Here is a 24,982-nt window from a genome sequence, read left to right as displayed (position 1 = left end):
TGATTCTGACACAAGAGCCAAGGGCCCGAGGTGATTGGGGTTCATGGCTGGTGAACCGCCCCTTGCCGGGCGCCAGGGATGTCGGGACGGAGCCTTGCACGGCGTGACTGCAGAACAACAGATCGAGACGCAACACCTGCCCCTGGGCTTGGGCGATGGGGCCCGGCCCTTCTGGGAGGCGGCCGTCCAGCGCATGGCCGGCTGGATGCAGGCGCGGGGCGTGCAGAGCCGCGATGCCGTCGTGCTGCTGCCTTTTGCCCAGCACCTGGCCTCTGCGCGCAGGGCCTGGCGCAGCACCGGCCTCTGGCAACCCCGCATGGAGACCACGCACAGCCTGGCCTCCGCCCTGGGGCCCAGCCCCCTGTCGCAGGGCCTCCAGATCAGCTTCGATGCGGCCATCGACGTGCTCAATGCCCGCCAACTGCTCGCAGGCCAGAGCTGGGCCGAGGATCTGCGCCGGCAGGACGCGCGAGCCTGGCAACTGGCTTTGCAGCATCTCGTGGAGGCCGCGCAGGCCTTGGCCCGCCATGCCCATGCCCTGGGCCCGCAAGGGCGGCAGGCCTTCTGGCCGCGCGCCCGCCAGGCCCTGCAGCAGAGCGGTCCTGCCGACCTGGAGCAGGCCCTGGCCCTGGTGGCGCTCGAATGGGCCGCCAGCGACAGCCGCGTGCCGGCGACGGATGCCCTCTTCAGCCTGCGTCCCAGCGCCTGGGTGCTGATGCGCGCCGGCGGCGTCGATCCTCTTAGCGACGCCCTGCTGTCGGCCGCAGCCGCCGACGGCATTCCCTGCCTGCTGCTGGATGCCGACCGCACGCTGGAGCAGTTGGCTTCGGATCTACCGCCAGTGCGCCTGCAGGAGGCGCGCTGCGAGGACCCCGAATCACTGGCCCAGTGCACCGCCGCCACGGTGCTGGAGCACATCCGCCGGCAGGAGCTGCCCGTGGCCCTGATCGCTCAGGACCGCGTGCTGGTGCGGCGCGTGCGAGCCTTGCTGGAGCGCCAGTCCGTGCGCCTGGGCGACGAGACCGGCTGGACCCTGGCAACCACGCCCGAGGCCGCCCAGCTGATGGCGCTGCTGCGCGCGGCCCAGCCTCGGGCCAGCATCGACGAGCTGCTGCAGTGGCTCAAGAGCGATCTGTCACGGGGACTGCGCGAACGCCAGGCCGCCGATGCCGTCGACCAGCTCGAATCGCAATGCCGCCGCCTGGGCTGGGTGCAGTCAGGCACGGTCCAGGCTACGCATCTGAAGGGCCCGGCGAGCCGTCTGTGGCAGGACGCCCAGGAGCTGCTGGCCATCCTGCGCGCAGGACCCGCTCAGCGTAATCTGGCGCAATGGTTGGATCAATTGCGCCGCCTGCTGGAGCGCCTGGGCGCCCTGGCCTGGCTTGGCGAGCAGGCCGCGGGGCGCCAGTTGCTGCTGGCCTTGTGGCTGCAGCGGGAGCCCTGGCCGGACTCCGCCCATCAACTGGCCCTGCAGAGTACGCTGCTGGGCAGCACGGATTTCGTCCAGTGGGTCAACGAGACCCTGGAAGCCCAGCAATTCGTCCCTGAACTGCCTGCGGACCTGCAGGTGCTGGTGACGCCCATGGCACGGGCCATGCTGCGCCCCTTCGCCGCCATCGTGCTGCCCGGTGCGGATGCCCTGACCCTGGGCCAGGTGGCCGCGGGTCCCGTGCTGCTGCCCGACACGCTGGCCAGACAGCTGGGCATGCCCGATCAAGCCGGGCGACGCGCCCAGCTCGCGGCGGGCTTCGTGCAACTGCTGCGTGCGCCGCACCTGACCGTGCTGCGTTGCGACCGGGCTGGCAGCGAGCCCCTGGCCCGCAGCCCCCTGCTGGAGCGGCTGGAAGCCGCCCGCGAGCAATCCGGAGCCGGTGCCATTCCCGCCTGGCAAGACCCGCGCCCGCGGCGTGCCCTGGCGGCCCAACCCATGCACAGGGCCCAGGCGAGTGCCGCGGGTCAGCTACCGCGGGCCCTCAGCGCCAGCGCCCTGGAGGCCCTGCGCAACTGCCCCTACCAGTTCTTCGGCCTGCAGCTGCTGGGGCTTCGCGAGGACGAGGAGCTTGTCGAGGAGCTCGACAAGCGCGACTACGGCAACTGGCTGCACGCCGTGCTGCATCGCTTCCATGAGCTGGCCCGCGAGCAGCGCCCCGACGATGCCGCCCAGGCCCTGGCCGATGCCGCCGAGCACGAGCGCCAGCGCATGGGCCTGTCCGAGGCCGAGTTTCTGCCCTACCTGGCCAGCTTCCGGCGCCTGCAGCCGCGCTACCTGGCCTGGCTGGCCGGCCATGAGGCGGCGGGCTGGCAATACGAGGGTGGCGAGCAGCCCCGCCAATGCCAGCCCTGGACGCACCCAGTGCTGCGCGAGCTGCGCCTGCAGGGGCGCCTGGACCGCTTCGACGAACAGCTCGGGCGGCGCCTGCTGCTGGACTACAAAACCGGGTCCACGGAGGCGATCAAGGACAGGCTCAAACGCCCGCTGGAGGACACCCAACTGGCCGTCTACGCCCTGCTGAGTGCCGAGGAGGCCGCCGCGAGTGGTGCCACACTGGAGGCCGCCTACCTGATGCTGGATGACAGCAAGGGCCTGCAGCTGCTGCCGCATCCCCAGGTGGCGCTCAATGCCGAGCTGCTGCGTCAGGGACTGGAACAGGACCTGGCCGAGGTGCAGGCAGGGGCCGCCTTGCCTGCACTGGGCGAGGGCCGGGCCTGCGCCTTGTGCCCGGTGCGCGGCCTGTGCCGCAAGGACGACTGGTGGGAGGGCAGTCCCTGATGTCGGCGCCCCAGATGAATGCGGCCTACACGGTCGATGCGCGGGTCGTGCCGCGCGAGCGCTTCTATCAAGTCGCCTGCGATCCGCGGCGCAGCGTGGTGGTGGAGGCCTGCGCCGGTGCGGGCAAGACCTGGATGCTGGTGTCGCGCATCCTGCGGGCGCTGCTGGATGGCGCCGAGCCCCAGCAGATCGTGGCCATCACCTTCACCCGAAAGGCCGCTGGCGAGATGCGCCAACGCCTCGCGGAGTGGCTCGCCGAGTTCGCCCGTGCAGACCACGCCGGGCGCTGCGAGGCCCTGGTCCAGCGCGGCATGGACGCCGACGAAGCCCAGCGCGCGGCGCCGCTGCTGCAAGCCCTGCAGCAGCGGTTGCTGGAGGGCGGGCGGCCGGTGGAGATCCGCACGTTCCACGCCTGGTTTTCACAACTGCTGCGTGCCGCGCCCATGGCCTTGCTGCAGGCGCTGGGCATCGCGCCGGAACTGCAGCTGCTGGAGGACGAGAGCGAGCTGATGCCCGAAGTCTGGCGCGGCTTTCACGCCCGCGTGCTGGCCGATGCCGCGCTGCTGGCCGACTACCAGGCCCTGGTCGATGACTGCGGCCGCAGCAAGGTCCTGCGCTGGCTGGAGGCGGGCTTCGGCAAGCGCGTGGAGCTTCGCCTTGCAGAGGCGCAAGGCGTGCTGATGGACAGCGTCGAGGGGCCGGCCTCGGTGTCCGCGCGCTTCGCCGAGGAGACGCCACTGGACTGCGTCGGGTCGATGCGCGCGCGGTGGCAAGACCTGGCCCTTGAGCTGGGCCAGGGGCGCAACGAGACCATGCGCAAGGCGGCCTCAGCCATCGAGCAGGCCCTGAGCGAAGGGGCGTCGGCCGCCGAGCTGTTCGAGGTGCTGCGCGCCAGGCTGCTGACCAAGGCCGGCACGCCCGTGAAGGCCCTGGCCACAAGCCCCCTTGCCGTGGCGCTGGCGGATGAGATCGCCCTGGTCCAGCGCGGCCTGGACCAGCAGGAGGCGCAGCGCCTTCACCAGCGTTTGGCGCGGCTGAGCCTGGTGCTGGTCGATAGCTTCGACCATCTGAAGAAGCAGCGCGGCCTGGTTGACATGAACGACCTGGAGCGTGGCGCTCTGGCCGTGCTGGGCGATGCGGCACTGGCCGGCTGGGTGCAGGAGCGCCTGGACGCCCAACTGCGCCACCTGCTCATCGACGAGTTCCAGGACACCAGCCCCCTGCAGTGGCAGGCGCTTCATGCCTGGCTCTCGTCCTATAGCGGCGCCGGAGGAGGGGGCAGCGGCCAGCGCCCACTGTCGGTCTTCATCGTGGGCGATCCCAAGCAGAGCATCTACCGCTTCCGTCGCGCCGAGCCGCGCGTGTTCGCGGCCGCGCGGGACTTCCTCCAGCAAGGCCTCGATGCCGCCGTGCTGGCCTGCGACCACACGCGCCGCAATGCGCCGCAGGTGCTGGCGGCCGTGAATGCGGCGTTGTCACAGGCCCAGGCCCTGGGGGAGTACCAGGGCTTTCGCCCGCACACCACCGAATCGGGCGGTATCGACGGGCTTGCCGGCGTGTACCGTCTGGATGCCGAGCCGACAGCCGATCCTGCGGCAGCGGAGACCGCCGCCACGGCCGAACAGACCACGGACGACGAGTCGGCACTGCCCTGGCGCCCCAGCCTGAGCGAGGCCCGGCATGAGCCCGAGCTGCAGCGCCGCGCTGGCGAGGCCCAGCGCATCGCGCAGGCCCTGGGCGAGCTGCTGGCCCAGGGCGGGCTGCAGCCCGGCGACATCTTTGTGCTGGCCCGCAAGCGCGAGGGCCTGCGCGTGCTGGCACAGGCACTCAAGACGCAGGGCATTGCGCACGTGGCGCCGGAGGAGCTGGCCTTGCTGGACTCGCCCGATGTGCGCGACATGCTGGCGTTGCTGGACGCACTGGCCTCGCCTTCGCATGACCTGTCGCTGGCCCATGCTCTGCGCAGCCCGTTGTTCGGTGTCAGCGAAGCGGCCCTGCTGCAGCTGTCACTGGCTGCACGGTCTGTGCGGCGGCTCGGGGCCGCGGAAGTGGAAGACGCGGAAGTGGAAGACGCGGGGGCTCCGCGCCGCAGCTTCTGGCAGGCCTTGATGCTGTCCGATGAGGGCGAACTGGAGCCGGCCTTGTGCCGCGCTCGAAGTCTGCTGTCGGCCTGGTCTGCGCGCCTGCAGCAGAGCACGCCCCAGGAGCTGCTGGACCGCATCTTCGCCGAGGGCGACCTGCTGGCCCGCGTGGCCCAGTGCGCGCCGCCCAGCGAGCGGCGCAGCCGCCTGCATGCACTGCAGTCTCTGCTGGGTCTGGCCCTGGATCTGGACGGTGGGCGCTACGCCACCGTCTACGGTTTCGTGCGTGCGCTGCGGCAGCGGGCGCTGAGCCTGCCGGCCCACAGTGAAGCCGATGCTGTGCAACTGCTCACCGTGCACGGCGCCAAGGGGCTGGAGGCACGGGTCGTGGTGCTGATGGACTGCGATGCCGCCCCGGCCCGGGCCGACCACGCCACGCTGCTGATCGACTGGCCTGTGGACCTGCCCGGGCCCCGGCGCGTGGCCTTCATTGCCTCGGAAAGCAGCCCGCCGCCCGCGCTGGACCCGCTCATGCGCTTCGAGCAGGGTGAACGCCAGCGCGAGGAACTCAATGCGCTGTATGTGGCCATGACCCGCGCCAAGTCACGGCTGGTGATCAGCCGCAGCCTTTCTGTGCGGGGCGGTGGCGCGGGCAGCTGGTGGCAGCGCCTGCACGAGCAGGCCGAACCCTGGCAGCCGGCGGCCGCTGCGCCCTTGCCCGCCGCCGGCCAGGAGGTCAGCCTCCTGGAGCTGCCCCTGCTGCCCGAGGCACCACCGCCGACGCAAGACCTGGCACGCGCCGAGCCCGCCGAGCTGGTGGTGCGCACGGCCGAGCTCGACGAGATGGCCGCCCTGGGCGAGGCCATGCACCGCGTGCTGGAGTGGGCCAGCGGGCCGCGGGGGCAGGGCGCTGCGCTGGAAACGCTGCTGGGCGCCGCAGCCCAGATGTACGGCCTGGATGCCCGGCGTAGCGAGCGCCTGGAGCGCTGCGTGCGCGCCATCCTGACCAGCCCCGACTGCGCTCCTTTTTTCGATGCCGCCCAGCTCCAGTGGGCCGGCAACGAGGTCCCGGTCAGCCATGAGGGCCAGGACTTGCGCCTGGACCGCCTGGTGCTGCGTCGGCCGCAGGCTGGCGCGCCAGCCCAGTGGTGGGTGCTGGACTACAAGCTGCACGAGGCGCCGCAGCGCCAGCCCGAGTATGTGCAGCAACTGCAGCAGTACCGCGCGGCGTTGCAGGCCCTGCAGCCCGGAGCGTCCGTGCGCACGGCCTTCGTCACCGGCCAGGGGCGGCTGGTCGAGGTGGATTGATGGGCCGCCAGCGTTGTCTGGGAGAAGGGCAGGGCGGGTTTTTCCGGAAGACTCCAAATCCCGGGTTAGAATGCAAAGCTTCGTCGGGGCGTAGCGCAGCCTGGTAGCGCATCTGCTTTGGGAGCAGAGGGTCGCGAGTTCGAATCCCGCCGCCCCGACCATCAAATGTGATTGATTCTGTAGAGGAATCTGGAACAGCCCGCCTAGCAATAGGCGGGCTGTTTTTCTAACGGAATCCGGTCCTTCCAATCGGCGAGCGATGAGACGTTGGCCTTGGTCAAGGATCCGGCGCCTGCCAGGCCTTCCGAGTGCTTCCAGGGCCGTCCCCTACTGGACAACCCCCTGGCTGCGGCGCGAAGGCGGCTGACACAATCCGCGCACCTTTTGCGGCAGGGCGCCACGAGCGCCCGCAACTGCTCAGTCGGCTCGCCGACGTTCATCATCAAGAACAGCATGGCCATTCAACATCTCAGCGACGAACAGATTCGCAGCTGGAGCCGGGCAGAGAAAGACGCCTGGTGGTTCAACAACGTCTTCCAGAAGGACATGCCGCAGCTGACGCTGCGCTCCGCCCTGACGGGCTTCCTGCTGGGCCTGGTGCTGACGGCCACCGCGCTGTACATCGGTGCCAAGACCGGCGTGGGCATCGGCGTGGGCCTGACCTCGGTGATCCTGGCCTTCGCTCTGTTCAAGTCCCTGTCCAATGCCGGCATGGCCCGCGACTTCAGCGTGCTGGAGAACAACTGCACCCAGTCCATAGCCACCGCAGCGGGCTACACCGTGATGCCGCTGATCGCCGGCCTGCCGGCCTACATGATGATGACGGGCCACATCATCCCCTGGTGGCAGCTGATGGTCTGGCTGATCGTCGTGTCGGTGCTGGGCGTGCTGGTGGCCTTCCCGATGAAGCGCCGCTTCATCAACGAGGACCAGCTGCCCTTCCCGGAGGGCCGCGCCTGCGGCGTGGTGCTGGACTCGCTGTACTCCGGCGATGGCGCTGAGGGCCTGTACAAGGCCAGCCTGCTGGGCAAGGTGGCGGGCATTGCGGCCGTCTACCAGGCCGTGGTGAGCGACGGCTGGATGAAGCTGATCCAGTTCAAGATCCTGCGCATGGACCAGTGGGCCGGCATGAAGGAGCCCTGGTACCTGCATGAGAAGCTGGACCACTACTACTATGCCTGGGCCACCAAGGCCGAGGCCTACATTCCCAAGATCCTGGGTACCGACCTGCGCGTGCTGGGTCTGCGCCTGACCTTGGACATGGCCATGCTGGGCGTCGGCGGCCTCATGGGCATGGCCGTGGCCACCAGTTGCCTGATCGGCACGCTGCTGAACTTCGGCGTGCTGGCGCCGCTGATGATCCAGATGGGCGACATCGCCCCGCGCGTGCGCCTGGACGGCACCGCCGTGCCCCTGAACCGCGCCGAGATCGTCAACCAGTGGTCCCTGTGGTGGGCCGTCACCATGATGGTGGTGGGCGCCTTGGTGGGTCTGCTGGCCAAGCCGGAGCTGATCACCAGCCTCTTCAAGCGCAAGTCCAAGGCGGACAAGGCCAATGAGGGACCCGACCTGTTGCGCGACATCGAGATGCCCCTGTGGCTGTCCTACGTGGGCGTGCCCCTGCTGAGTGCCGTCAGCGTGTGGCTGACCCACACCTTCTTCGGGGTGCCCTGGCTGCTGGGCCTGATCTCGCTGCCCCTGATCCTGGTGCTGACCGTGATCTGCGCCAACGCCATGGCTCTGACTTCATGGACGCCCACCGGCGCGCTGTCCAAGATCACCCAGTTCACCGTGGGCGCCCTGGACCGCAGCAACCCGGCATCCAACCTGCTGCCGGCAACCATGACCTCGGACATCGCGTCCAATGCCTCCAACCTGCTCTCGGACATCAAGCCCGGCTACATGCTGGGCGGCAAGCCGCGCCACCAGGCCGTGGGCCACATCGTCGGCATCCTGGCAGGCACCCTGTCGGCCGTGCCGCTGTTCTTCCTGCTCTTCCTGCCGCCTGACGCGAACGGCGTGCGCAGCGCAGCCACCATCGTCAGCGACCAGTTCGCCTTCCCGGCGGCGCTGCAGTGGAAGGGCGTGGCCGAACTGATCGCCAAGGGCCTCAGCCAGCTGCCGACTTCCGCGCTGATCTCCATGGCCGTGGCGGCCGTGACGGCCGTGGTCATCGAGGTGCTGCGCATCCGTACGCGCGGCCGCTTCCCGTTGTCCTCGGTCTCCATCGGCCTGGGCGTGGTGCTGCCGCCGGATGCGGTGATCTGCATGTTCATGGGCGCGCTGCTGTTCTGGATGATGCACAAGCGCAACGAGGCCGATCCCAAGAGCGCCGGCTACCGCCGCTGGGTCGAGGGTGGCGAGTCCATCTGCGCCGGCCTCATTTCCGGCGCCGCGCTGATGGGTATCGGCAATGCCCTGCTCAATGTGCTGATCTGAGCCTGCGGGCCGGCCCCGCATGGCACAATTCCGGACTGCTGATGCACGCCGAGTCGGGAGACTCGGCGTTCACATTTCTGCCCGTAGCTCAACTGGATAGAGCAGCTGCCTTCTAAGCAGCAGGTCGGGGGTTCGAGTCCCTCCGGGCAGGCCATGGGCGTGTCCTGGGCCCATCAAGAGCCCATTGCGGGCATTCCCTGTCCATGACTTCCAGGCGATGCCGTATCAACCGCGGCATGGAATGATGAGCGCCTTCAACGATCTCGCTCCCGGGAGATTGCCGATGCGGCCAATGATTGCCCCTCTCCTGCGTCTCGGTGCCTTTGTGGGGCTGATGGCGGCGGTCCTGCCGTCCCAGGCTGCGCCGCAGGCAACGGCCGACGCCGAACTTTGGCGCCGCGAATGCGCCTTTGCCGCCACCATGGCGGACCGCGACCTGCAGGCCTTTGCCGGCTTTGTGTCGGAGCAGGCGGTCTTCCACAGCGGCCCCACGCCGCTGAAGGGCAGGGAGGCCGTGCGAAGCTTCTGGCAGCGCTTCTATACCGAAGCTGCGGCACCCTTCAGCTGGTACCCGGATCAGGCCGAGTTGCTGGAGCCTGGCCGCCTGGCCTACACCAGTGGGCCCGTCTTCGGTGAGGACGGCAGGCTGATCGGACGCTTCCACACGATCTGGCGCAAGGAGTCCGACGGGACCTGGCGCGTACTGCTGGATCACGGCGGCACGCCAGACGCCAAGGATCGCGAGCGCCACGCGCGACCCGATCCCGAAGCCTGCCGCTGAGCGGGAGCGGAGCCCGTTTCCGGTCTTCCCGGGCCTCCCCGGGCCTTCTGCGCCAGCGCAACTGTCCGACGGAATCGGGCTTCATCGGACTTTCCATTGCCAGGCAAAAGCGTTACACCTAAGGGGTACGCGCCTGCGATCGGGCAGCGCCCCCACAAGGAGAAGCTGATGCAAGCCACGAACGAGGCCCAGGCCCCTGGCTCCCCCGCAACGGACCTGACCGCCGCCCGCATGCGGGCCCTGATGGTGCGAGCGCCCAACGCGCTGTGCTTCGTCGATCAGGGGACCTTCCAGGTGGTTAGCGAGCAGTTCAACCACCTGTTCGGCCATGGCGACGACACCGACCTCTGCCTGCAGCCCACGCGCAGCATCTTCGTGTCCGACCTGTCCCACCAGGGCCTCATGGAGCGCATGGGTGCGGCCTTCGGCGCCGGGCGCCCGCTGGACGAGGAAATCGAGCACGTGCGCCGCGACGGCTCCCGCTTCTGGGGCCGCCTTCAGGCCACGCCCCTGCACTGGGACAAACCGGCTGGCGAGGCCCTGTGGCTGATTGAGGACGTCACCGCCGCCCGCCAGCTGCGCATGCAGCCCACCTGGACTGCCAAGCACGACGTCCTGACTGAGCTGGCCAACCGGCGTGAATTCGAGCGCAGGCTGTCCGAGCATGTGGGCAGTCGTCGCCATGAGCCCGTCTCCGTGCTGTGGGTGGACGTGGACAAGTTCAGCGAGGTCGTTCACGGTATGGGCACCGAGGTGGCCGACCATTTCCTCTACGGCCTCGGTCAGATGCTGGTGACCAAGGTGCGGGCTTCGGACCTCGTGGCGAGGCTGGAGAACGACCACTTTGCCGTCCTGCTGCCCGACTGCGACCAGCACTATGCCCAGATCGTCGCCGACAAGGTCCGTTCCTCCATCGCTGCCTACCGCCTGCGCTGGGGCCTGCATCGAACACGGGTCAAGGCCTGTGTCGGCGTGGTGCAGCTACAGCCCACCCTGGAAACCGTCGATGCCGTGCTGGGCGCTGCGGCACTGGCCTGCACCGAGGCCAAGGCTGCAGGTGGCGACAGCGTGCGCGTCTACGTGCCGGCCGGCACCTTCGAGGAACTTGCAGGCTGAGCCTGGCTCATGCCGCGCAAGGGCCCGCTTCGGCGGGCTTTTTCTTGTCCGCGTTCGGTGAAAGTCGACGAAGCGCGGCTTTTCCTGGCCCTGCCGGGTGTCGGATCTCCGAAATTCCTCAACTTTTTTCCAGACGAGGGCTAAAGTTCCGGCGTGATCGGCCGAAAAGGCGGCCAATCACGGTCCATCTTTCGGAGATTCTTCATGGCCATCAGCTTGAGCACGGCGCTTTCCGGCATGTCCGCGGCGAACGAGCGCCTGCGTGCCAGTTCCGAAAACCTGGCCAGCGCAGCCAAGCGCCCGGAGTCCATGGACGGGCAGGACCAGAAGCAGTCCGACACCCTCACGCGCGAAGCGACCAATGCCACAACCTCCGTGCAGGTCGAGAAGGAAATCGTCGAGCAGCGCTCGGCCACCTATGCCTTCGTGGCGAACCTGAAGGTGCTGCAAACCCAGGTGCGGGCCGAGGGCGCGCTGCTGGACATCAAGGCCTGACCCCCCAGCCCTGGCTCAGCCGCTGAGCCTCCCTTGCTGCCCCCGTTTGCGGCCGTCTTTCAGTGGCCCGCCCCTCGCACGCTGGCCGGTTGCTGGCCGAAGAGAACCTCGCGAGCCTTGTCCGTGGTGAGGGGCTGCCGCTGGTCGGCCAATACCTCCAGGCCGCGCTGCACCGCCGGGCGCCGGGCGATTTCGTCAAACCAGCCCTTGAGGTGGGGATAGTCCGACAGTTCCACGCCCTGGTTCTTCCAGGAGCGCAGCCATGGGAAGACCGCGATGTCCGCGATGCTGTACTCCTTGCCACCCAGGTAGGTGCTGGCGGCCAGCCGGCGGTTGATCACGCCGTACAGGCGCCGGGCCTCCCTGGTATAGCGCTCGATGGCGTAGGGCAGCTTTTCGGGCGCATAGAGCCTGAAGTGATGCGCTTGCCCCAGCATCGGGCCCACCGAGCCCATCTGGAACATCAGCCACTGGAGCACTTCGTACTTACCACGCACGTCGGCGGGCAGCAGGCGGCCGGTCTTGCCCGCCAGATAGAGCAGAATGGCGCCAGACTCGAACAGCGAGATGGGTTTGCCATCCGGCCCCTCCGGATCGACGACGGCGGGGATCTTGTTGTTGGGGCTGATCTGCAGGAAGTGTTGTTCAAACTGTGCACCGCTGCCGATATCCACTGGAACGACGCGATAAGGCAGGGCACACTCCTCCAGCATGATGTGGACCTTGTGGCCGTTGGGCGTAGCCCATGTGTAAACGTCGATCATCGTCGCTCTCCTGTCTGCCGCGATCGCGGTGCTCCTGGATGCACACTGCCTGCCCATGGTAATCAAACAACTTCAGCATTGGTTCGTGGCGCGTGCCAACGCGGCGCGCTGGAAACCCATCGCCGACTGGGCAGAGTCGCTCGGGGGGCAGTTGCGGGTCGTTGCCGAGGGGCAGGGCTTCATCATGGACATGCCGCCCGGCCGCGCTGGAGGTGCGGTGCGCATCGAATGGGGCCCCTCGCAGCGGGCCTACATTCCCGGCCATGAGCTGAGGATCCGCTACGAGGCGCGCCTGCACGGCGACCTCCAGATGATGGTGATCGAGCAGCAGCTTATGGAACAGCTGGAGGGCGCCGTCTTCGAGGCCTACACCGACACCCTGCGCACCCGCGTCGATACCGACACGCCCGAGGAGATGCGCTGGCTGGTGATGTTCCCCAAGCTCACGCAGATCAGCTCCAAGATCGTGCGCACACAGTTCGGTGTGCTGGGCATCGCACGCGAACTGCTGCATGTGTGGATCGAAGGCCGCTTCAGCGAGGCGCTGGCGCGGGTGTCCCAGGACCTGGTGACGCCGGGGCGGCCCTTCGTGCTGATGAGCATGCGTGGCAATCTCTACCTGCGCATGGCCATGGAGGAGCCGCGGCTCAACGATGTGCAGTCGCTCTACAAGCTCTGCGAGATCGCGGTCGAGGCCGCTGAGCGCGTGAGCCAGGCCCTGGGCGATTCCAGCCCCTGGCCCAGCGTGCCCTCCAGCACCACGATGCACGGCACCCTGCCGGAGCCCGATTCCTCGCAGTGAGGGGAGGGCGGCGGGCCTGCGCCAGGCCCGGTCCGCCACAAGGCCTTCAGGCCGCCTTCTGCGCGAACTGCCAGGCCAGCTCGGCCAGGGGGCGGGCGCCTGCGCCGGCCTCGCGGGCACGCTCGCTGGAGGCTGTACCGTCCTCCACCCGCTTGGCAATGCCCTGCAGGATGGCGGCGATGCGGAACAGGTTGTAGGCCATGTAGAAGTTCCAGTCGCGCTGCACGGCGGCCACGTCGCTGCGGCCCGTGCGCTCGCAGTAGCGGCGGATGTAATCGGCCTCGCACGGGATGCCCAGCGCCGCCAGGTCCAAGCCGGCCAGGCCCTGCGCGGCGCCGGCCTTGCGGATGTGCCAGGACATGCAGTGGTAGCTGAAGTCCGCCATCGGGTGGCCCAGCGTGGACAGCTCCCAATCCAGGATGGCCAGCACGCGCGGCTGGGTGGGATGGAAGACCAGGTTGTCCATGCGAAAGTCGCCATGCACGACGGAGACTTCGGCGTCCGAGCGCGCGGCCTCGGGCACATGCGCGGGCAGCCAGCCGATCAGCGCGTCCATGGCCGGGATGGGCTGCGTCACTGTGGCCAGGTATTGCTTGCTCCAGCGGCCAATCTGGCGTTCGAAATAGTTGCCAGGCTTGCCGTAGTCATCCAGGCCCACGGCCTCGGGCCGCACGCTGTGCAGGGCAGCGATGACGCGGTTCATCTCGTCGTACAGAGCGGCCCGCTCGGTGGGCGGCATGCCCGGCAATCCCTGGTCCCAGAGCACGCGGCCTTCGACGAATTCCATGAGGTAGAAGGCGCGGCCGATGACGGATTCGTCCTCGCACAGCGCCAGCATGCGGGGCACGGGCACCTCCGTCTGGCCCAAGGCCTGCATGACCTTGAACTCGCGCTCGATGGCATGGGCCGAGGGCAGCAGCTTGGCCACTGGTGCCGGCTTTGCGCGCATCACATAGGTGCCGCCGGGTGTGATCAGCTTGTAGGTAGGGTTGGACTGCCCGCCCTTGAACTGCTCGATCTGCAGCGGGCCGGCGAAGCCGGGCACATGGGCCTGGGCCCAGGCGGCCAGGCGCTCCGCGTCAATGGCCTGTGAAGGAGGGCGGGTGCCGGTGAATGCGTCCATGGAGGTCCGATCGGAAGAAAAGAAGAGGGCGCAGGCGCCGACCACAGGCGGTTCGGGCAAGACCTGACCCTCCCTTCCCGATCAGCGCCCCGCGATGGCGAGCAGCTTTTCCTTGCTGAGCACGACGAGGCGCGTGGGCTCCACCCGTACCGCCCCGTCGCGCTCGAAGCCTTTGAGCTCCTGGTTCACGCGCTGGCGCGAGGCACCCAGCAGCTGCGCCAGGTCCTCCTGGGCCAGCTGCAGGCCGATGCGGATCTCCTCCCCCTGCGCGATGCCATAGGAGCGCGCCAGCAGCAGGATCTGCTTGGCCAGACGCGCCGCGAGCGGCCGGGTGTTGAGGTCCTCGACCGCGTCGAACATCAGCCGCAGCCGGCGGCAGTTCAGGCGCAGCAGGGCTTCGTAGAGCTCGGTGTGGTGCTGCAGCAGCGCCTTGAAGTCGGGCTTGCGCACCACCAGCAGGGTGGTCTCGCCATGGGCGGCCGCATCGTGGGTGCGCGGCATGCCATCGAAGAGAGAGATGTCGCCGAACCAGGTGCCGGGCTCGACATAGGTCAGCGAGACCTGCTTGCCGGCCAGGGACACCGAGCTGATGCGCACGGCACCCTTGGCGACCCCTACCCATTCCTCGGCGGGCTCGCCCCGGCAGGAGAGCATGGTGCCGTCCGGCACCCGCTTCACCACGGCCCTGGAGAGGATGTCGTTGCGAAGCGGCAGGGACAGCTTGGAAAACCACGAACCCGACTCGATATTGCTGCGTTCGGAAATTGTAAGAACAGTGCTACTCATGCTTTGTCACGGCTGCGACAGCCCCCGGTACGACGTCATTCCGGCCTGGACCGGGCTCTCCTGGCCGATTGTCCATGAAGCGTCAACTATTCGTGCGGCGTCGCGGAAACACGGTGCTAGCGTGGCAATTCAGTGCTTGGCGAGCTCACGGCTGGTGCTAGAGTCTGTTGCAAAGTACTTACATGTCGCATGCGCCGAACCACGAAGCCCGAGACGCCCGATCCACGTTCCGCGAGCCCCTGGCTGGCGGTCTTGGGCCTTGGCCTCGTGCTCGCGATGCCGGCCTCCGCGCTGACCGTTGGTGCTCCGCAGACGCATTCGGCGCTGTTTCAGCCGCTGAGGCTGGTCTTCCCGATTCAGCTGCTGCCCGGCGAAAGTCTGGGCCCGGAGTGCGTGCGGGCCGTCCTGGTCGCGGGCGAGACGCGGCTTGCGACGGACCAGGTCCAGGTGCAGCTGCTGGGGCGCACGGAAGGCGAGGTCAATGCGGTGCGCGTGAGCAGCCTGGTGCCCATCGACGAGCCCATGGTCAACGTCAGCCTGAGCCTGGGCTGCCCGACCCGCTACACGCGCCAGTTCACCGCTCTGATCGATCCGCCTGCGGCAGTCACCCGCAGCGAGCCGCCGCCGGTCATGCTGGAAGGCGACGAGCTGTATTCGCCGGCCCTGCGAGCCGCCCTGGCCACACCGGGTTCCCGAGCTAGCGACCTGCTGGCGCCCGGCCGGACCGTGCCTGTGCCGGAGCAGGGCGGCGGCAGCGCTGCGGCACCCACCACGCAAGGCGTGGCCCCAACCAAGCCCGCTGCCTCTCGCAGTGCATCGGCGTCGCAGACCAGGGCCCGGCCCAAGGAAGGCGTCAGGCCGGATGCACTGCCGCAGGCCGAGGTCCGCGGCGCTGCGGTATCGATGCCGGCGGTGTCCAAGGCACCGCGCCTGCAGCTGGAGGCGCCCGAGCTGCTGTCGGCTGCATCGACGCCTGCTGCGGCGTCCGAGGCGGCGCAGGCGCAGGAGTCCCAGCAGCGCGTGAAGCAGCTTGAGACCGAGCTGGCCCGCGTTCGCGCCGAGGCTCGTGAGGTGCAGGACACGCTCAAGCAGCTCACGGCGCAGCTGCGCCAGCCCCAGGGCCATGACCGCAGCTGGCTGCTGATGCTGGCTGGTATCAGCCTGCTGCTGGCGGTGGCCTGCACCTGGCTGTTCATGCAGCTGCAGAGCCTGCGCCGTGCCACGCACGAGGCCTGGTGGGCCCACATGCCCGAGCCGGACGGCGGCCATCCCACCGGCGTGCGGCCCACGAGGCTCTCCGGCAGGGTCCCGGCTGCCGAAGCCGGGCCCACGCCCACCGTGAACGATGCCGCGGGCGCCCTACAGTCGGCCGCCTCCGCCAAGGAGGACGACGCCGGGCAGGACTTCCTCAACAGCGACCTGCCCCCCATGGATGAGGACACCGAGGCCGCCCCCTTCACGCACGCGCTCCCCCCATCTGACGAGGGCGCCGACGGAGACGCCGACGCCGTCAGCCTGCAGCTGCTGGACATGCCGCAGGCCAACACCGACCTCCAGCCCCTGCAGGCTCTCCCCGAGCGCGCGGTTGCGGAGGGCGTCAGTGTCGAGGAGTTGATCGACCTCGAGCAGCAGGTCGATTTCTTCATGGTGCTGGGCCAACAGGAGGCGGCGGTCGAACTGCTGTCGCAGCGTCTGCACGAGAAGGGCCGCCACACGGCCTTGCCTTACCTGAAGCTGTTGGAGATCCTGCAGCGCCACGGCGACCAGGCCGGCTTCGAGCGCGTGGCCGGTGAGTTCAGCGAGCGCTTCCATGCCCAGGCCCCGGTGTGGAGTGACGACATCGCCGCTGGCGAGGGCCTGCTGGCCTATGCCCAGGCCACCGAGCTGATCGTGCAGAGCTGGCGCGATGCCGCCATGACCATGCAGCTGATCCAGACGCTCCTCGCCCATGGTGACCCGGACGGCCGTGCCTTCAATCTGGCGGCCTACCGTGACATCCTGATGCTCTACGCCGTCGCCCGCGACATCTCTGAGCATGAGGTCCGTGGCGAGGACATCGACCTCTTCCTTCCCTTGGACGCCGGCCGCCAGGGCAGCCCGACCTCCATGATGGCCACCATGCCTTTCCAGCGCACCGGCGGCCCCGCCCCGGCAGCGGGACCAGTGGACCTGGACCTGGACCTCTCCAGGGGCGACGCCACGCGCTGAGGCCCGGCGGCGCGGCGCCTCAGAGCCGGCGCAGCTGGTCCAGCGCCGCCTGCAGGGTTTCGTCCTTCTTGGCGAAGCAGAACCGGATCAGGCGGTCGTCACCAGGTTCCGCGTAGAAGGCCGACAGCGGGATGGCCGCCACACCGATCTCCTGCGTGAGCCAGCGGCAGCACTCTTCGGGCGCCATGCCCGAGGCCGCTCCCACATCGCTGTAGTCCACGCTCTGGAAGTAGGTGCCTTCGCAGGGGAGCAGGCGCAGGCGTGTCGAGGCCAGTCCGGCTCGGAAGAGGTCCCGCTTGCGCTGGTAGAAGGCCGGCAGGTCCAGGTAGGGACGCGGATCGCGCAGGTACGTGGCCAGCCCGTGCTGCACGGGTGTGTTGACCGTGAACACGTTGAACTGGTGGATCTTGCGGAACTCGGCCGTCAGCGCGGCCGGCGCGGCCACGTAGCCCACCTTCCAGCCCGTCACGTGGTAGGTCTTGCCGAAGCTGCTGACCACGAAGCTGCGCGCCGCCAGCCCTGGATGCAGGGCCGCGCTCTGGTGCTGCCGGCCGTCGAACACCATGTGCTCGTAGACCTCGTCGCTGATCACCAGCACCTCGGTGCCGGCCAGCAGCTCGGACAGGGCCTGCAGGTCCTCGGCCGGCCAGATGCGGCCGCTGGGGTTGTGCGGCGTGTTGATCATCAAGGCACGGGTGCGCGGCGTCAGGGCGGCGGCGATGGCAGGCAGGTCGGGGCGGTAGCTCTCGGGCTTGAGCTTCACACGCACCACGCGGCCGCCGGCCAGTTCGATGGCGGGGCCGTAGGCGTCGTAGCAGGGCTCCAGCACGATGACCTCGTCACCTGGGTGCACGGTGGCCAGCAGCGTGCTCAGCAGGGCCTGGGTGGCCCCGGCGGTGACGGTGATCTCGCGGTCCGCGTCATAGCGTTGGCCGTACAGCGCCTCCATCTTGGCCGCGATGGCCTGGCGCAGGGCCGGCACGCCGCTCATCAGCGGGTATTGGTTGTGCCCTGCCCGCATGGCCTGGTGAACGGCCTCGACCAGGGCCGGGTCACAGTCGAAGTCCGGGAAGCCCTGGCCCAGGTTGACCGCGCCATGCTGCTGGGCGAGGGCGGACATGGTGCTGAAGATGGTGGTGCCCACGTGGGGCAGGCGGGACTGTATCGCGGGTGTCAGGCTCATGGAGACGAAGGGATGGACGGGCCCCGCGGGGCTCAGAGGTCGTAGTCGCTGGCCTCGCCGCTGAGGGCGCGCTGCAGCAGACTGCGGTTGAGGCGGTCGGACAGCAGCTCGGCGAAGGCGTAGACGTAGTTACGCAGGAAGGCGCCGCGCTTGAAGGCGATGCGGGCGGTGTTGAAGCCGAAGACATGACCCAGCGGCCGCGCCACCAGGTCGCCGCCGGGCGGGTCGTCGCGCACCGCCATCTCGGCGACGATGCCCACGCCCATGCCCAGGCGTACATAGGTCTTGATGACGTCCGAGTCGATAGCCTCCAGCACGATGTCCGGGCTCAGCCGGCGCGCCGCAAAGGCCTTGTCGATGCGGGTGCGGCCCGTGAAGCTGGGGTGGTAGGAGATCAGCGGCTCCTGCGCCAGCTGCTCCAGGCTCGGCCGCTCCACCTGGGCCAGGGGATGCTGGGCTGGTACGACCAGCACGTGCTGCCATTCGTAGCAGGGCAGGGTCACCAGGTCCTCGAATTCGGCCAGGGACTCGGTGGCCAGGCCCAGGTCGGCGGTTTCGTCCAGCAGCATGCGGGCCACCTGCTCGGGGTTGCCCTGGTGCAGGCTCACCTGCACCTGCGGGAACTGCCGCCGCAGCTGGGCCACCGGCGTGGGCAGCACATATCGCGCCTGCGTGTGGGTGGTGGCAATGCTGAACTTGCCGGCGTCCTGCTTGGAGTACTCCTCGCCGATGCGCTTGAGGTTGTTGACCTCGCGCATGATGATCTCGATGGACTTGAGCACCTGCAGGCCGGGCTCCGTCACGCGACGCAGGCGTTTGCCGTGCCGCGAGAAGATGTCCACGCCCAGTTCCTCCTCCAGCTCCAGGATGGCCTTGGAGACGCCCGGCTGCGAGGTGAAGAGCGCTTTGGCGGTCTCGGTGAGGTTGAGATTGCGGCGCACCGCTTCCTGGACGAACTTGAACTGGTGCAGGTTCACGGCAGGGCTCCGGGGTCAGGTCTTGCTGCTGGGGGCGGCCAGCGGGGTCATGCAGGCCTCGGCCATGGCGTCGATGACGCTGGTGATCTCACCCAGCGGTGCCTGCAGCGTCCACTCGATGCGCCCGCCGTGCAGGGCGCGCTGCTGTTCCACCAGCCCCGGCAGGTCGCGCTGCACATGGCCGCCGCTGCCCAGGAACATGGGCACCACGTGGATGCGCGTGCAGCCCTGGGCGATGAGGCTGGCGGCCGCGCCGGCGAAATCCGGCTGCATGAACTCGAGGAAGCCCAGCGCCACGGCCTGGCCGGGGCGCTGGTGCGAGATGCGTCGGGCCACAGCCTCGAAGGGGCCGGCCCAGCGTGGGTCGCGGGCGCCGTGTGCAAAGAGGAGCAGTCCATCCATGGGCGGTTCTCAGCGGTAGCGCACCAGCCAGCCGAAGGCGGCCAGAGAGATGCAGAGGTAGAGCAAGCTGGGTGCGGAGGCCACGGCCCAGGGCGACCATTGCTTGAGCAGGCCCAGGTGGCCGGCCAGGTTGTTCAGCAGCACGAAGCTGATGCCGCCCATGATGCCGCCGAAGACCTTGAGGCTGATGCCGCCCGAGCGGCCATGCAGGTAGGCGAAGGGCAGGGCCAGGGCAACCATCACAAAGCAGGCCAGGGGGTAGAGGGCCTTGCGCCAGAACTGGATGTCGTACTGCTGGGCGGACTGCGCCTGGGCGGAGAGGTGCCGCGTGTAGCGGTACAGCTCCAGCGTCGACATGGACCAGGGCGGCAGCACGGCAGCGCTGACCACATTGGCGCTCAGGCCACCATGCCATTCCCACTCGTCCAGGTGGCTCTCCCAGACGCGGGCACGCTGGCCGTTCTCGCCGGGCGTCCATTGGCTGCGCTCGACATCGAACAGGCGCCAGAGCCCGTCCTTATCGACCTGGGCGCGCTGGGCCTGCGTCCGGCTCAGCAGGCGGCCCTGGGAGTCGAACTCGAACAGGCGCACGCCGCTGAGCTCGCCGCCCACGGTGGCCGACTTGACGTTGATGGAGAAGCTGCGCTCGCCCTCCGGGCTGGACTGACGGTCCTTGAGCCAGACCCCTGGCGTGCCCGAGGCCACGGCCTCCTTGGGGTCGCGCTTGAGCATCTCGGCCTTCTTCTCGGCCCAGGGTGCCACGTAGTCGCCCACGACAAAAGTCAGCGCGCCGAATAGAGCGGCCAGCACCGCCAGCAGGCCCAGCGCGCGGCCCGGTCCCAGGCCGCCGGTGCGCAGGATGGTGAACTCGCTGGACTGCGCCATGCGGGCCAGCGAGAAGATGCTGCCGATCAGCACGGCGATGGGGAAGATCTCATAGAAGTGCGAGGGCATCTCCAGCAGCGCCAGCAGGCTGGCCAGCATGGCGCCACCGCCGCGCCTGTTGGCGCGGTCCAGTTCCTCGATGAAACCGATGAAGAAGAACAGGGACAGAAAGGCCACGGCCACGAAGACCACGGCCGTGATGATGTCGCGGTAGAGCAGGCGGCGGACGGTCCTCATGCCTTGGCCTCCCGCTGCTTGCGTGGGCCGCGGGCCAGACACAGGCGATTGCTGTTGTCCCGCCACCAGAGCAGGAGCAGGGCCAGCACGAAGGCCGTGCCATGCAGGGCCAGCAGGGCTCGGGGCAGGGTGGTGCGCTCGGTGGCGACCCAGGTCTGGGTCATGTTGATCAGGTTGTAGTAGATGATGAAACTCAGCAGCGCCACCAGCAGGTTCCAGTTGCTGGCGCGGCGCGGATTGCTGGCCGACAGCCCGATGCCTAGCAGCACGAGGTTGACCGCACCGAGGGCCAGGCCCAGGCGCCAGGTCAGCTCACCCATGTTGCGCGGCGTGGGCTTGCGCAGCAGGTCCAGGGTCGTGGTGGCCTTGGGCGGCAGCTCGGTGTCGCCGCGCTCGACCTGGGTGTCCATCAGCACGCGGTAGTGCTCGAAGCGGGAGAGGGTCTTGTCGCCGCTGTCCTTGTCGATCTCGTTGCGCTGTCCTTGCGAGAGCGTCAGGAAGCGGTCATTGCCCTGGAACTCGATCTGACCGCGGTGCGCCGTCGTGACCGATTCCTGGGCCTTCTGCTCGGTCAGGATGAAGACGTTGCGGCCCACGCTGCCGTCCTTGCTGTCGCGGTCGATGAAGAAGACGCGGCTGCCATCGCGCGAGGTCTGGAACTGGCCGGGCGAGACGCGCGAGAGGTCCGAGCGCTTCTCGTAACGTTCCCGCAGCTGCTCGCTGTTCTGGTTGCCCCAGGGCCAGACCACCAGTTGCAGCGCGGCCACGGCAAGCAACACCGGCGCGGTCATGCGCAGCACGGGCTTCACGAAGCGCGACAGTCCCAAGCCGCTGGCGAACCAGATGGTCATCTCCGACTCGCGGTACATGCGGCCCAGGCAGGCCACGACGGCAATGAACAGGGCCAGCGCGAAGATGATGGAGAGATAGCCCAGGCTGGTGTAGCCCAGCAGCAGGAGCACGTCCTGCGGCGCCACGCTGCCGCCCGCTGCCTGGCCCAGGGTGCGGATCAGCAGATAGGTGAGCACGACGGTCAGGATGACGATCACGGTCACGCCGAAGCTGCGCGCCAGATCCTTCCTCAGGGTGGAATCGAATAACATCCGAGCACTTTACTAATTGCACCGCATTATGGACTTCCGTACTCAGTCTGCGTCCCTGGACGCCCTGGCCGGCATCAATGCCGACGCCCTGATCGTCGTGATCGCCGGTGAGGCCCTGCCGGCCAAGCTGGACAAGGCCGTGGCCGATGCGGCCAAGGATGCCATCAAGCTCGGCGACTTCGAGCTGAAGGCCGGCAAGGCCTTGCTGGTGCAGCGCGCCGCCGGCGTGAAGAGCGCCCGCCTCGTGCTGGCCGCCGCAGGCAAGCCCAGTCTCAAGAGCGCCAAGGCTGCCGTGGCCGCTGCGCTGGGCCTGGTCAAGGCGCGCAATGCCGCGCACGCTGCGGTGATCTACCTGGGCTTTGACGGCATGGACGAGGCCCTGGCCGAGCAGACCGCCCTGGCCGCCGCCGATGCCGTCTATGCCTACCGCCACACCAAGCCCAGCGCACCGGCTGCCTCGGCTCTGAGCAAGCTCACGCTGCTGGCCGACAAGGCCGCTGCTCGGGCAGTCAAGCTGGGTCTGGACCGCGGTCAGGCCATCGCCGCTGGCGTGGAACTGGCCAAGGAGTGCGGCAATCGCCCGGGCAACTACGCCACGCCGACCTTCCTGGCCGAGCAAGCCAAGGGCCTGGCGAAGAGCCACGGCATCAAGGTTGAAGTGCTGGACAAGAAAGCCGTCGAGAAGCTGGGCATGGGCTCCTTCCTGGCTGTGGCCCAGGGCTCTGACGAGCCGTTGAAGTTCATCGTCGCCAAGTACGAGGGCGCGCCCAAGACTCAGGCGCCGGTGGTGCTGGTGGGCAAGGGCCTGACCTTCGACTCTGGCGGCATCTCGCTGAAGCCTGGCGCCGAAATGGACGAGATGAAGTTCGACATGGGCGGTGCCGCCGGCGTGCTGGGCGCCCTGCGCGCCGTTGCCGAACTGAAGCCCAAGCTGAACCTGGTGGTGCTGATCCCTTCCTGCGAGAACATGCCCAGCGGCAAGGCCCTGAAGCCGGGCGATGTGGTCACCTCCATGGCCGGCCAGACCATCGAGGTGCTGAACACCGACGCTGAAGGCCGCCTGATCCTGTGTGATGCGCTGACCTACGCCGAGCGCTTCAAGCCCGCCGTGGTGGTGGATGTGGCCACCCTGACCGGTGCCTGCGTGATCGCCCTGGGAGCCGTGCGCTCGGGCATGTATGCCAGCGACGACGAACTGGCCGCGGCCCTGACTGCTGCCGGTGAACAGGCCCTGGATCCCTGCTGGCGCATGCCGCTGGACGAAGAGTACGAGGAAGGCCTCAAGAGCAACTTCGCCGACGTGGCCAATGTGGGTTCGCGCGCCGGTGGCTCCATCACCGCGGCCCTGTTCCTCAAGCGCTTTACCAGCAAGTACCGCTGGGGTCACCTGGACATCGCCGGCACGGCCTGGAAGGGCGGCGCAGCCAAGGGCGGCACCGGCCGTCCCGTGGGCCTGCTGACGCACTTCGTGCTGTCGCACGCCAAGTGAAGCTGAGCCGGCCGGTGGACATGCATCATGGCATCGGCCGCCTGGCGCCTGCGGAAGGCGACGGAGGCTGGCATGGCCGCTGAGGTGAGCTTCTACACGGGCGTCTCGGATCGCCTGCACTTCGCGACCCGTCTGCTGCGCAAAGCCTATGGCAGCGGGGCGCAGGTTCTGGTGCTGGGGCCGGCGTCCTTGCTGTCTCGACTGGATGTGGCCCTTTGGACGCTGGAGCCTACCGACTTCGTGCCGCATCTGCTGGTGCGCAGCGATGTGGACGCAGCGCTGCTGCGGGCGACGCCCATCGTGCTGGCCGAACGTCAGGACGCGGCGCCTCATTGCCGCACGGTGCTCAACCTGGGCGCCGATTTCATGGCCGACGTGGCCGCGCTGGATCGTGTGCTGGAGGTGCTGTCGAGCGAGCCGGAGCAGGTCCAGGCCGGCCGCCGCCGCTACAAGGCCTATCGCGAGATGGGTCTGGACATCAAGCATCACGAGGTCAATGCATGAGTTCGACCGGCACCCGCGTGGTGCCCACCCTGACGGAAGTGCTGGACGAGCAACGGCTCTCCAAGCCCGCATCGAACCTGAGCACCGAAGCCTGGCCATCCAGCCGGCGTGGTGACGAGGAACTGGTGCCCATCAGCCTGGACTGGGGCGACGAAACTGCAACCCCCGAGGCCACGGGCCCGGCGGCGGACGCCGGGGGCGTGATGACGCCCTGGCAGGTGGTGCAGCCCCGCGCGGCCAGCGGCTTCACGGACGACGCGCCCTTCATCGACCTCTCCATTGACGTCGCCCCTGTGCAGGCACCTGCGCTGCACGATCAGATGCTGGACGTCTTCGCGCTGCCGCCGGCCTCCGCCAGCGACATGCCGCCGAGTGCCGCCATCGCCTGGCCATCGGCCGACCTCGAGATGCCGCTTCCGGCTGCGGATGGGCCTGGCCCGGCCGTCGATGCCTATGCCGCGGCTCTTCATGCAGCGGAAGTGATGGGCGAGCCTGCACTGGCACAGCTCCCGCCGGCCTTGACGGAGACGGGCCCTGCCCCCCTCACGGACACGGCGGGTGATCTGGTGGTCGAAGCTGTTGCACCAGCACCGGCGGGCGACACGGCCGTGCCAGTGGCTGAGGCCGCCGCCGCATCCGCTGGCATGCCCGCCGCCGTGCCTGTGGAGATGCCCGTTGCAGCGCCTGCGGAGGTGCCCGCGGCCGTGCTGAACATCCTGGCCGCGGCCGGCGCTGCGGCGGCGCTGGCGCCCTCGTCGATGGCTCGGGCGCATCACGGCACGCAGGCGTCATCCCCTGCGCTGGATCCTGGCATGCATGCGGTCCGCCAGGGCGGTGAGCATGTGCCAGGCATCAGCGAGGAGCGCCTGCAGGCCATCCTCCAGCAAGCCCTGGACAGGCTGCTGCGCGACGAGCTCCCCAGTGCACTGGTGGAGACGTTGATCCGCCTCTCGCCGCAGTTGTCGGAGTCCCTGATTGAATCGCTGAAGCCTAGCCTGCACCTGCATGTGATGGAGGCGCTCAGCGCCGAAGCCCTGTCATCGCACGAAGGGCGCCCCAAGGCTTGAGCGCGGCGCAGGTGGTGTGCAAGCCGCTGCATCGGAGCACCGTCAGCGGGCATGCTGCACCGGGCACGCTCGCTTCCGCACAGGCCCGGTGAAGGCCTCGCCCGAGGTCAACCGAACAGCGGCCAGAGCGTTGGTGTGGTCGGCACAACGCCGACGCGACGCAGGCGGTTTTCCATGCTTTCCCCATAGAGCACGCCTCGGAATTGGAGTATGGTCTGCGGCGTTGAGCAATCGACAACATAACGCTCTCCTTCTTCCAACTCGGAGGTTATTCATGCAAGTCAAGTTGAATGTGGTTGTGGGTGCCGTCGCCCTGATGCTGGGCGGTGCTGCCATGGCTCAAGACCTGGTCGTCAAGATCGGTCACGTCGGACCCACCAGCGGCGGCATTGCCCACCTGGGCAAGGACAATGAGTTGGGCGCCCGCATGGCCATCGACGAACTCAACGCCAAGGGCGTGAT

General features: G+C 68.5%; 19 protein-coding genes, 2 tRNA genes and 1 pseudogene. 14 read left to right on the top strand and 8 right to left on the bottom strand.

Going from position 1 to position 24,982, the window contains the following annotated elements:
* Window positions 1-103 precede the first annotated feature (103 nt).
* From H5407_RS24665 to H5407_RS09945, 8 genes are all read left to right on the top strand, one after another.
* A complete protein-coding gene (locus H5407_RS24665; RefSeq protein WP_183104301.1) occupies window positions 104-2,770 on the top strand; it encodes a PD-(D/E)XK nuclease family protein in 2,667 nt (888 codons plus the stop codon).
* Entirely contained in the window at window positions 2,770-6,159 is a 3,390-nt protein-coding gene (locus H5407_RS09975) for an exodeoxyribonuclease V subunit beta (RefSeq protein ID WP_255501176.1), read from the top strand. The genes H5407_RS24665 and H5407_RS09975 overlap by 1 nt, the downstream gene beginning before the upstream one ends.
* Window positions 6,160-6,243: 84 nt before the next feature.
* Window positions 6,244-6,320 (top strand) — tRNA-Pro (locus H5407_RS09970).
* Between the two features lie 292 nt (window positions 6,321-6,612).
* Window positions 6,613-8,598 carry an OPT family oligopeptide transporter gene (locus tag H5407_RS09965; protein ID WP_183104300.1) on the top strand — a complete coding sequence of 662 codons (1,986 nt, stop codon included), beginning with the start codon at window positions 6,613-6,615 and terminating at the stop codon, window positions 8,596-8,598.
* 77 nt (window positions 8,599-8,675) lie between these two features.
* A tRNA-Arg gene (locus tag H5407_RS09960) sits at window positions 8,676-8,752 on the top strand.
* Between the two features lie 138 nt (window positions 8,753-8,890).
* Window positions 8,891-9,379: a nuclear transport factor 2 family protein gene (locus H5407_RS09955; RefSeq protein WP_183104299.1), complete on the top strand. Its 489-nt coding sequence runs from the start codon at window positions 8,891-8,893 to the stop codon at window positions 9,377-9,379.
* 168 nt (window positions 9,380-9,547) lie between these two features.
* Window positions 9,548-10,495 carry a sensor domain-containing diguanylate cyclase gene (locus tag H5407_RS09950; protein WP_183104298.1) on the top strand — a complete coding sequence of 316 codons (948 nt, stop codon included), beginning with the start codon at window positions 9,548-9,550 and terminating at the stop codon, window positions 10,493-10,495.
* A 204-nt stretch (window positions 10,496-10,699) separates the two neighbouring features.
* Window positions 10,700-10,990, top strand: a complete 291-nt coding sequence (locus H5407_RS09945) for a flagellar basal body rod protein (RefSeq protein WP_183104297.1) — start codon at window positions 10,700-10,702, stop codon at window positions 10,988-10,990.
* A gap of 59 nt (window positions 10,991-11,049) precedes the next feature.
* Here H5407_RS09945 and H5407_RS09940 read toward each other — a convergent pair whose 3' ends face one another.
* Window positions 11,050-11,754 carry a glutathione binding-like protein gene (locus H5407_RS09940; RefSeq protein ID WP_183104296.1) on the bottom strand — a complete coding sequence of 235 codons (705 nt, stop codon included), beginning with the start codon at window positions 11,752-11,754 and terminating at the stop codon, window positions 11,050-11,052.
* 55 nt (window positions 11,755-11,809) lie between these two features.
* Between H5407_RS09940 and H5407_RS09935 the strand changes: the two genes are divergently transcribed.
* The gene (locus tag H5407_RS09935; RefSeq protein WP_183104295.1) at window positions 11,810-12,556 is read left to right on the top strand and encodes a hypothetical protein; all 747 of its coding nucleotides are present in this window, start codon (window positions 11,810-11,812) and stop codon (window positions 12,554-12,556) included.
* Between the two features lie 46 nt (window positions 12,557-12,602).
* On the opposite strand, the gene H5407_RS09930 is transcribed toward H5407_RS09935, so the two are convergent.
* Both H5407_RS09930 and H5407_RS09925 read right to left on the bottom strand, forming a co-directional pair.
* Complete coding sequence (locus tag H5407_RS09930) at window positions 12,603-13,679, bottom strand: phosphotransferase (protein WP_183104294.1); 1,077 nt, start codon at window positions 13,677-13,679, stop codon at window positions 12,603-12,605.
* 81 nt (window positions 13,680-13,760) lie between these two features.
* A complete protein-coding gene (locus H5407_RS09925) occupies window positions 13,761-14,465 on the bottom strand; it encodes a Crp/Fnr family transcriptional regulator (protein WP_183104293.1) in 705 nt (234 codons plus the stop codon).
* A 189-nt stretch (window positions 14,466-14,654) separates the two neighbouring features.
* On the opposite strand from H5407_RS09925, the gene H5407_RS09920 reads away from it, so the two are divergent.
* Window positions 14,655-16,673 carry a FimV family protein gene (locus H5407_RS09920; protein WP_183104292.1) on the top strand — a complete coding sequence of 673 codons (2,019 nt, stop codon included), beginning with the start codon at window positions 14,655-14,657 and terminating at the stop codon, window positions 16,671-16,673.
* Between the two features lie 19 nt (window positions 16,674-16,692).
* Here H5407_RS09920 and H5407_RS09915 read toward each other — a convergent pair whose 3' ends face one another.
* From H5407_RS09915 to lptF, 5 genes are read right to left on the bottom strand one after another with little or no spacing between them, the layout of a single operon-like run.
* Entirely contained in the window at window positions 16,693-17,856 is a 1,164-nt protein-coding gene (locus H5407_RS09915) for a pyridoxal phosphate-dependent aminotransferase (RefSeq protein ID WP_183104291.1), read from the bottom strand.
* Window positions 17,857-17,888: 32 nt separating this feature from the next.
* Window positions 17,889-18,833 carry a CysB family HTH-type transcriptional regulator gene (locus tag H5407_RS09910; protein ID WP_183104290.1) on the bottom strand — a complete coding sequence of 315 codons (945 nt, stop codon included), beginning with the start codon at window positions 18,831-18,833 and terminating at the stop codon, window positions 17,889-17,891.
* 15 nt (window positions 18,834-18,848) lie between these two features.
* Window positions 18,849-19,235, bottom strand: a complete 387-nt coding sequence (locus tag H5407_RS09905) for a sirohydrochlorin chelatase (RefSeq protein ID WP_183104289.1) — start codon at window positions 19,233-19,235, stop codon at window positions 18,849-18,851.
* A 9-nt stretch (window positions 19,236-19,244) separates the two neighbouring features.
* Window positions 19,245-20,357 (bottom strand): LPS export ABC transporter permease LptG, encoded by a 1,113-nt coding sequence (gene lptG, locus H5407_RS09900; protein ID WP_183104288.1) that lies wholly within the window; start codon window positions 20,355-20,357, stop codon window positions 19,245-19,247.
* Window positions 20,354-21,460 carry an LPS export ABC transporter permease LptF gene (gene lptF, locus H5407_RS09895; protein WP_183104287.1) on the bottom strand — a complete coding sequence of 369 codons (1,107 nt, stop codon included), beginning with the start codon at window positions 21,458-21,460 and terminating at the stop codon, window positions 20,354-20,356. Before lptF ends, lptG begins: the two co-directional genes overlap by 4 nt.
* 28 nt (window positions 21,461-21,488) lie before the next feature.
* Here lptF and H5407_RS09890 point away from each other — a divergent pair, with 28 nt between their 5' ends.
* The 4 genes and pseudogenes from H5407_RS09890 to H5407_RS09875 all read left to right on the top strand — a co-directional run.
* The gene (locus H5407_RS09890; RefSeq protein ID WP_183104286.1) at window positions 21,489-22,949 is read left to right on the top strand and encodes a leucyl aminopeptidase; all 1,461 of its coding nucleotides are present in this window, start codon (window positions 21,489-21,491) and stop codon (window positions 22,947-22,949) included.
* Window positions 22,950-23,021: 72 nt separating this feature from the next.
* Window positions 23,022-23,453: a DNA polymerase III subunit chi gene (locus H5407_RS09885; RefSeq protein WP_183104285.1), complete on the top strand. Its 432-nt coding sequence runs from the start codon at window positions 23,022-23,024 to the stop codon at window positions 23,451-23,453.
* A complete protein-coding gene (locus H5407_RS09880; RefSeq protein WP_183104284.1) occupies window positions 23,450-24,520 on the top strand; it encodes a hypothetical protein in 1,071 nt (356 codons plus the stop codon). Before H5407_RS09885 ends, H5407_RS09880 begins: the two co-directional genes overlap by 4 nt.
* A gap of 274 nt (window positions 24,521-24,794) precedes the next feature.
* Window positions 24,795-24,982, top strand: a pseudogene (locus H5407_RS09875) (branched-chain amino acid ABC transporter substrate-binding protein); the annotation flags it as partial.

The sequence above is a fragment of the Mitsuaria sp. WAJ17 genome (genome assembly GCF_014174515.1).
GTDB lineage: Bacteria > Pseudomonadota > Gammaproteobacteria > Burkholderiales > Burkholderiaceae_C > Roseateles_B.
Note: the sequence above shows the minus strand (reverse complement) of the source record. Positions and strands in the feature narration are given on the sequence as shown.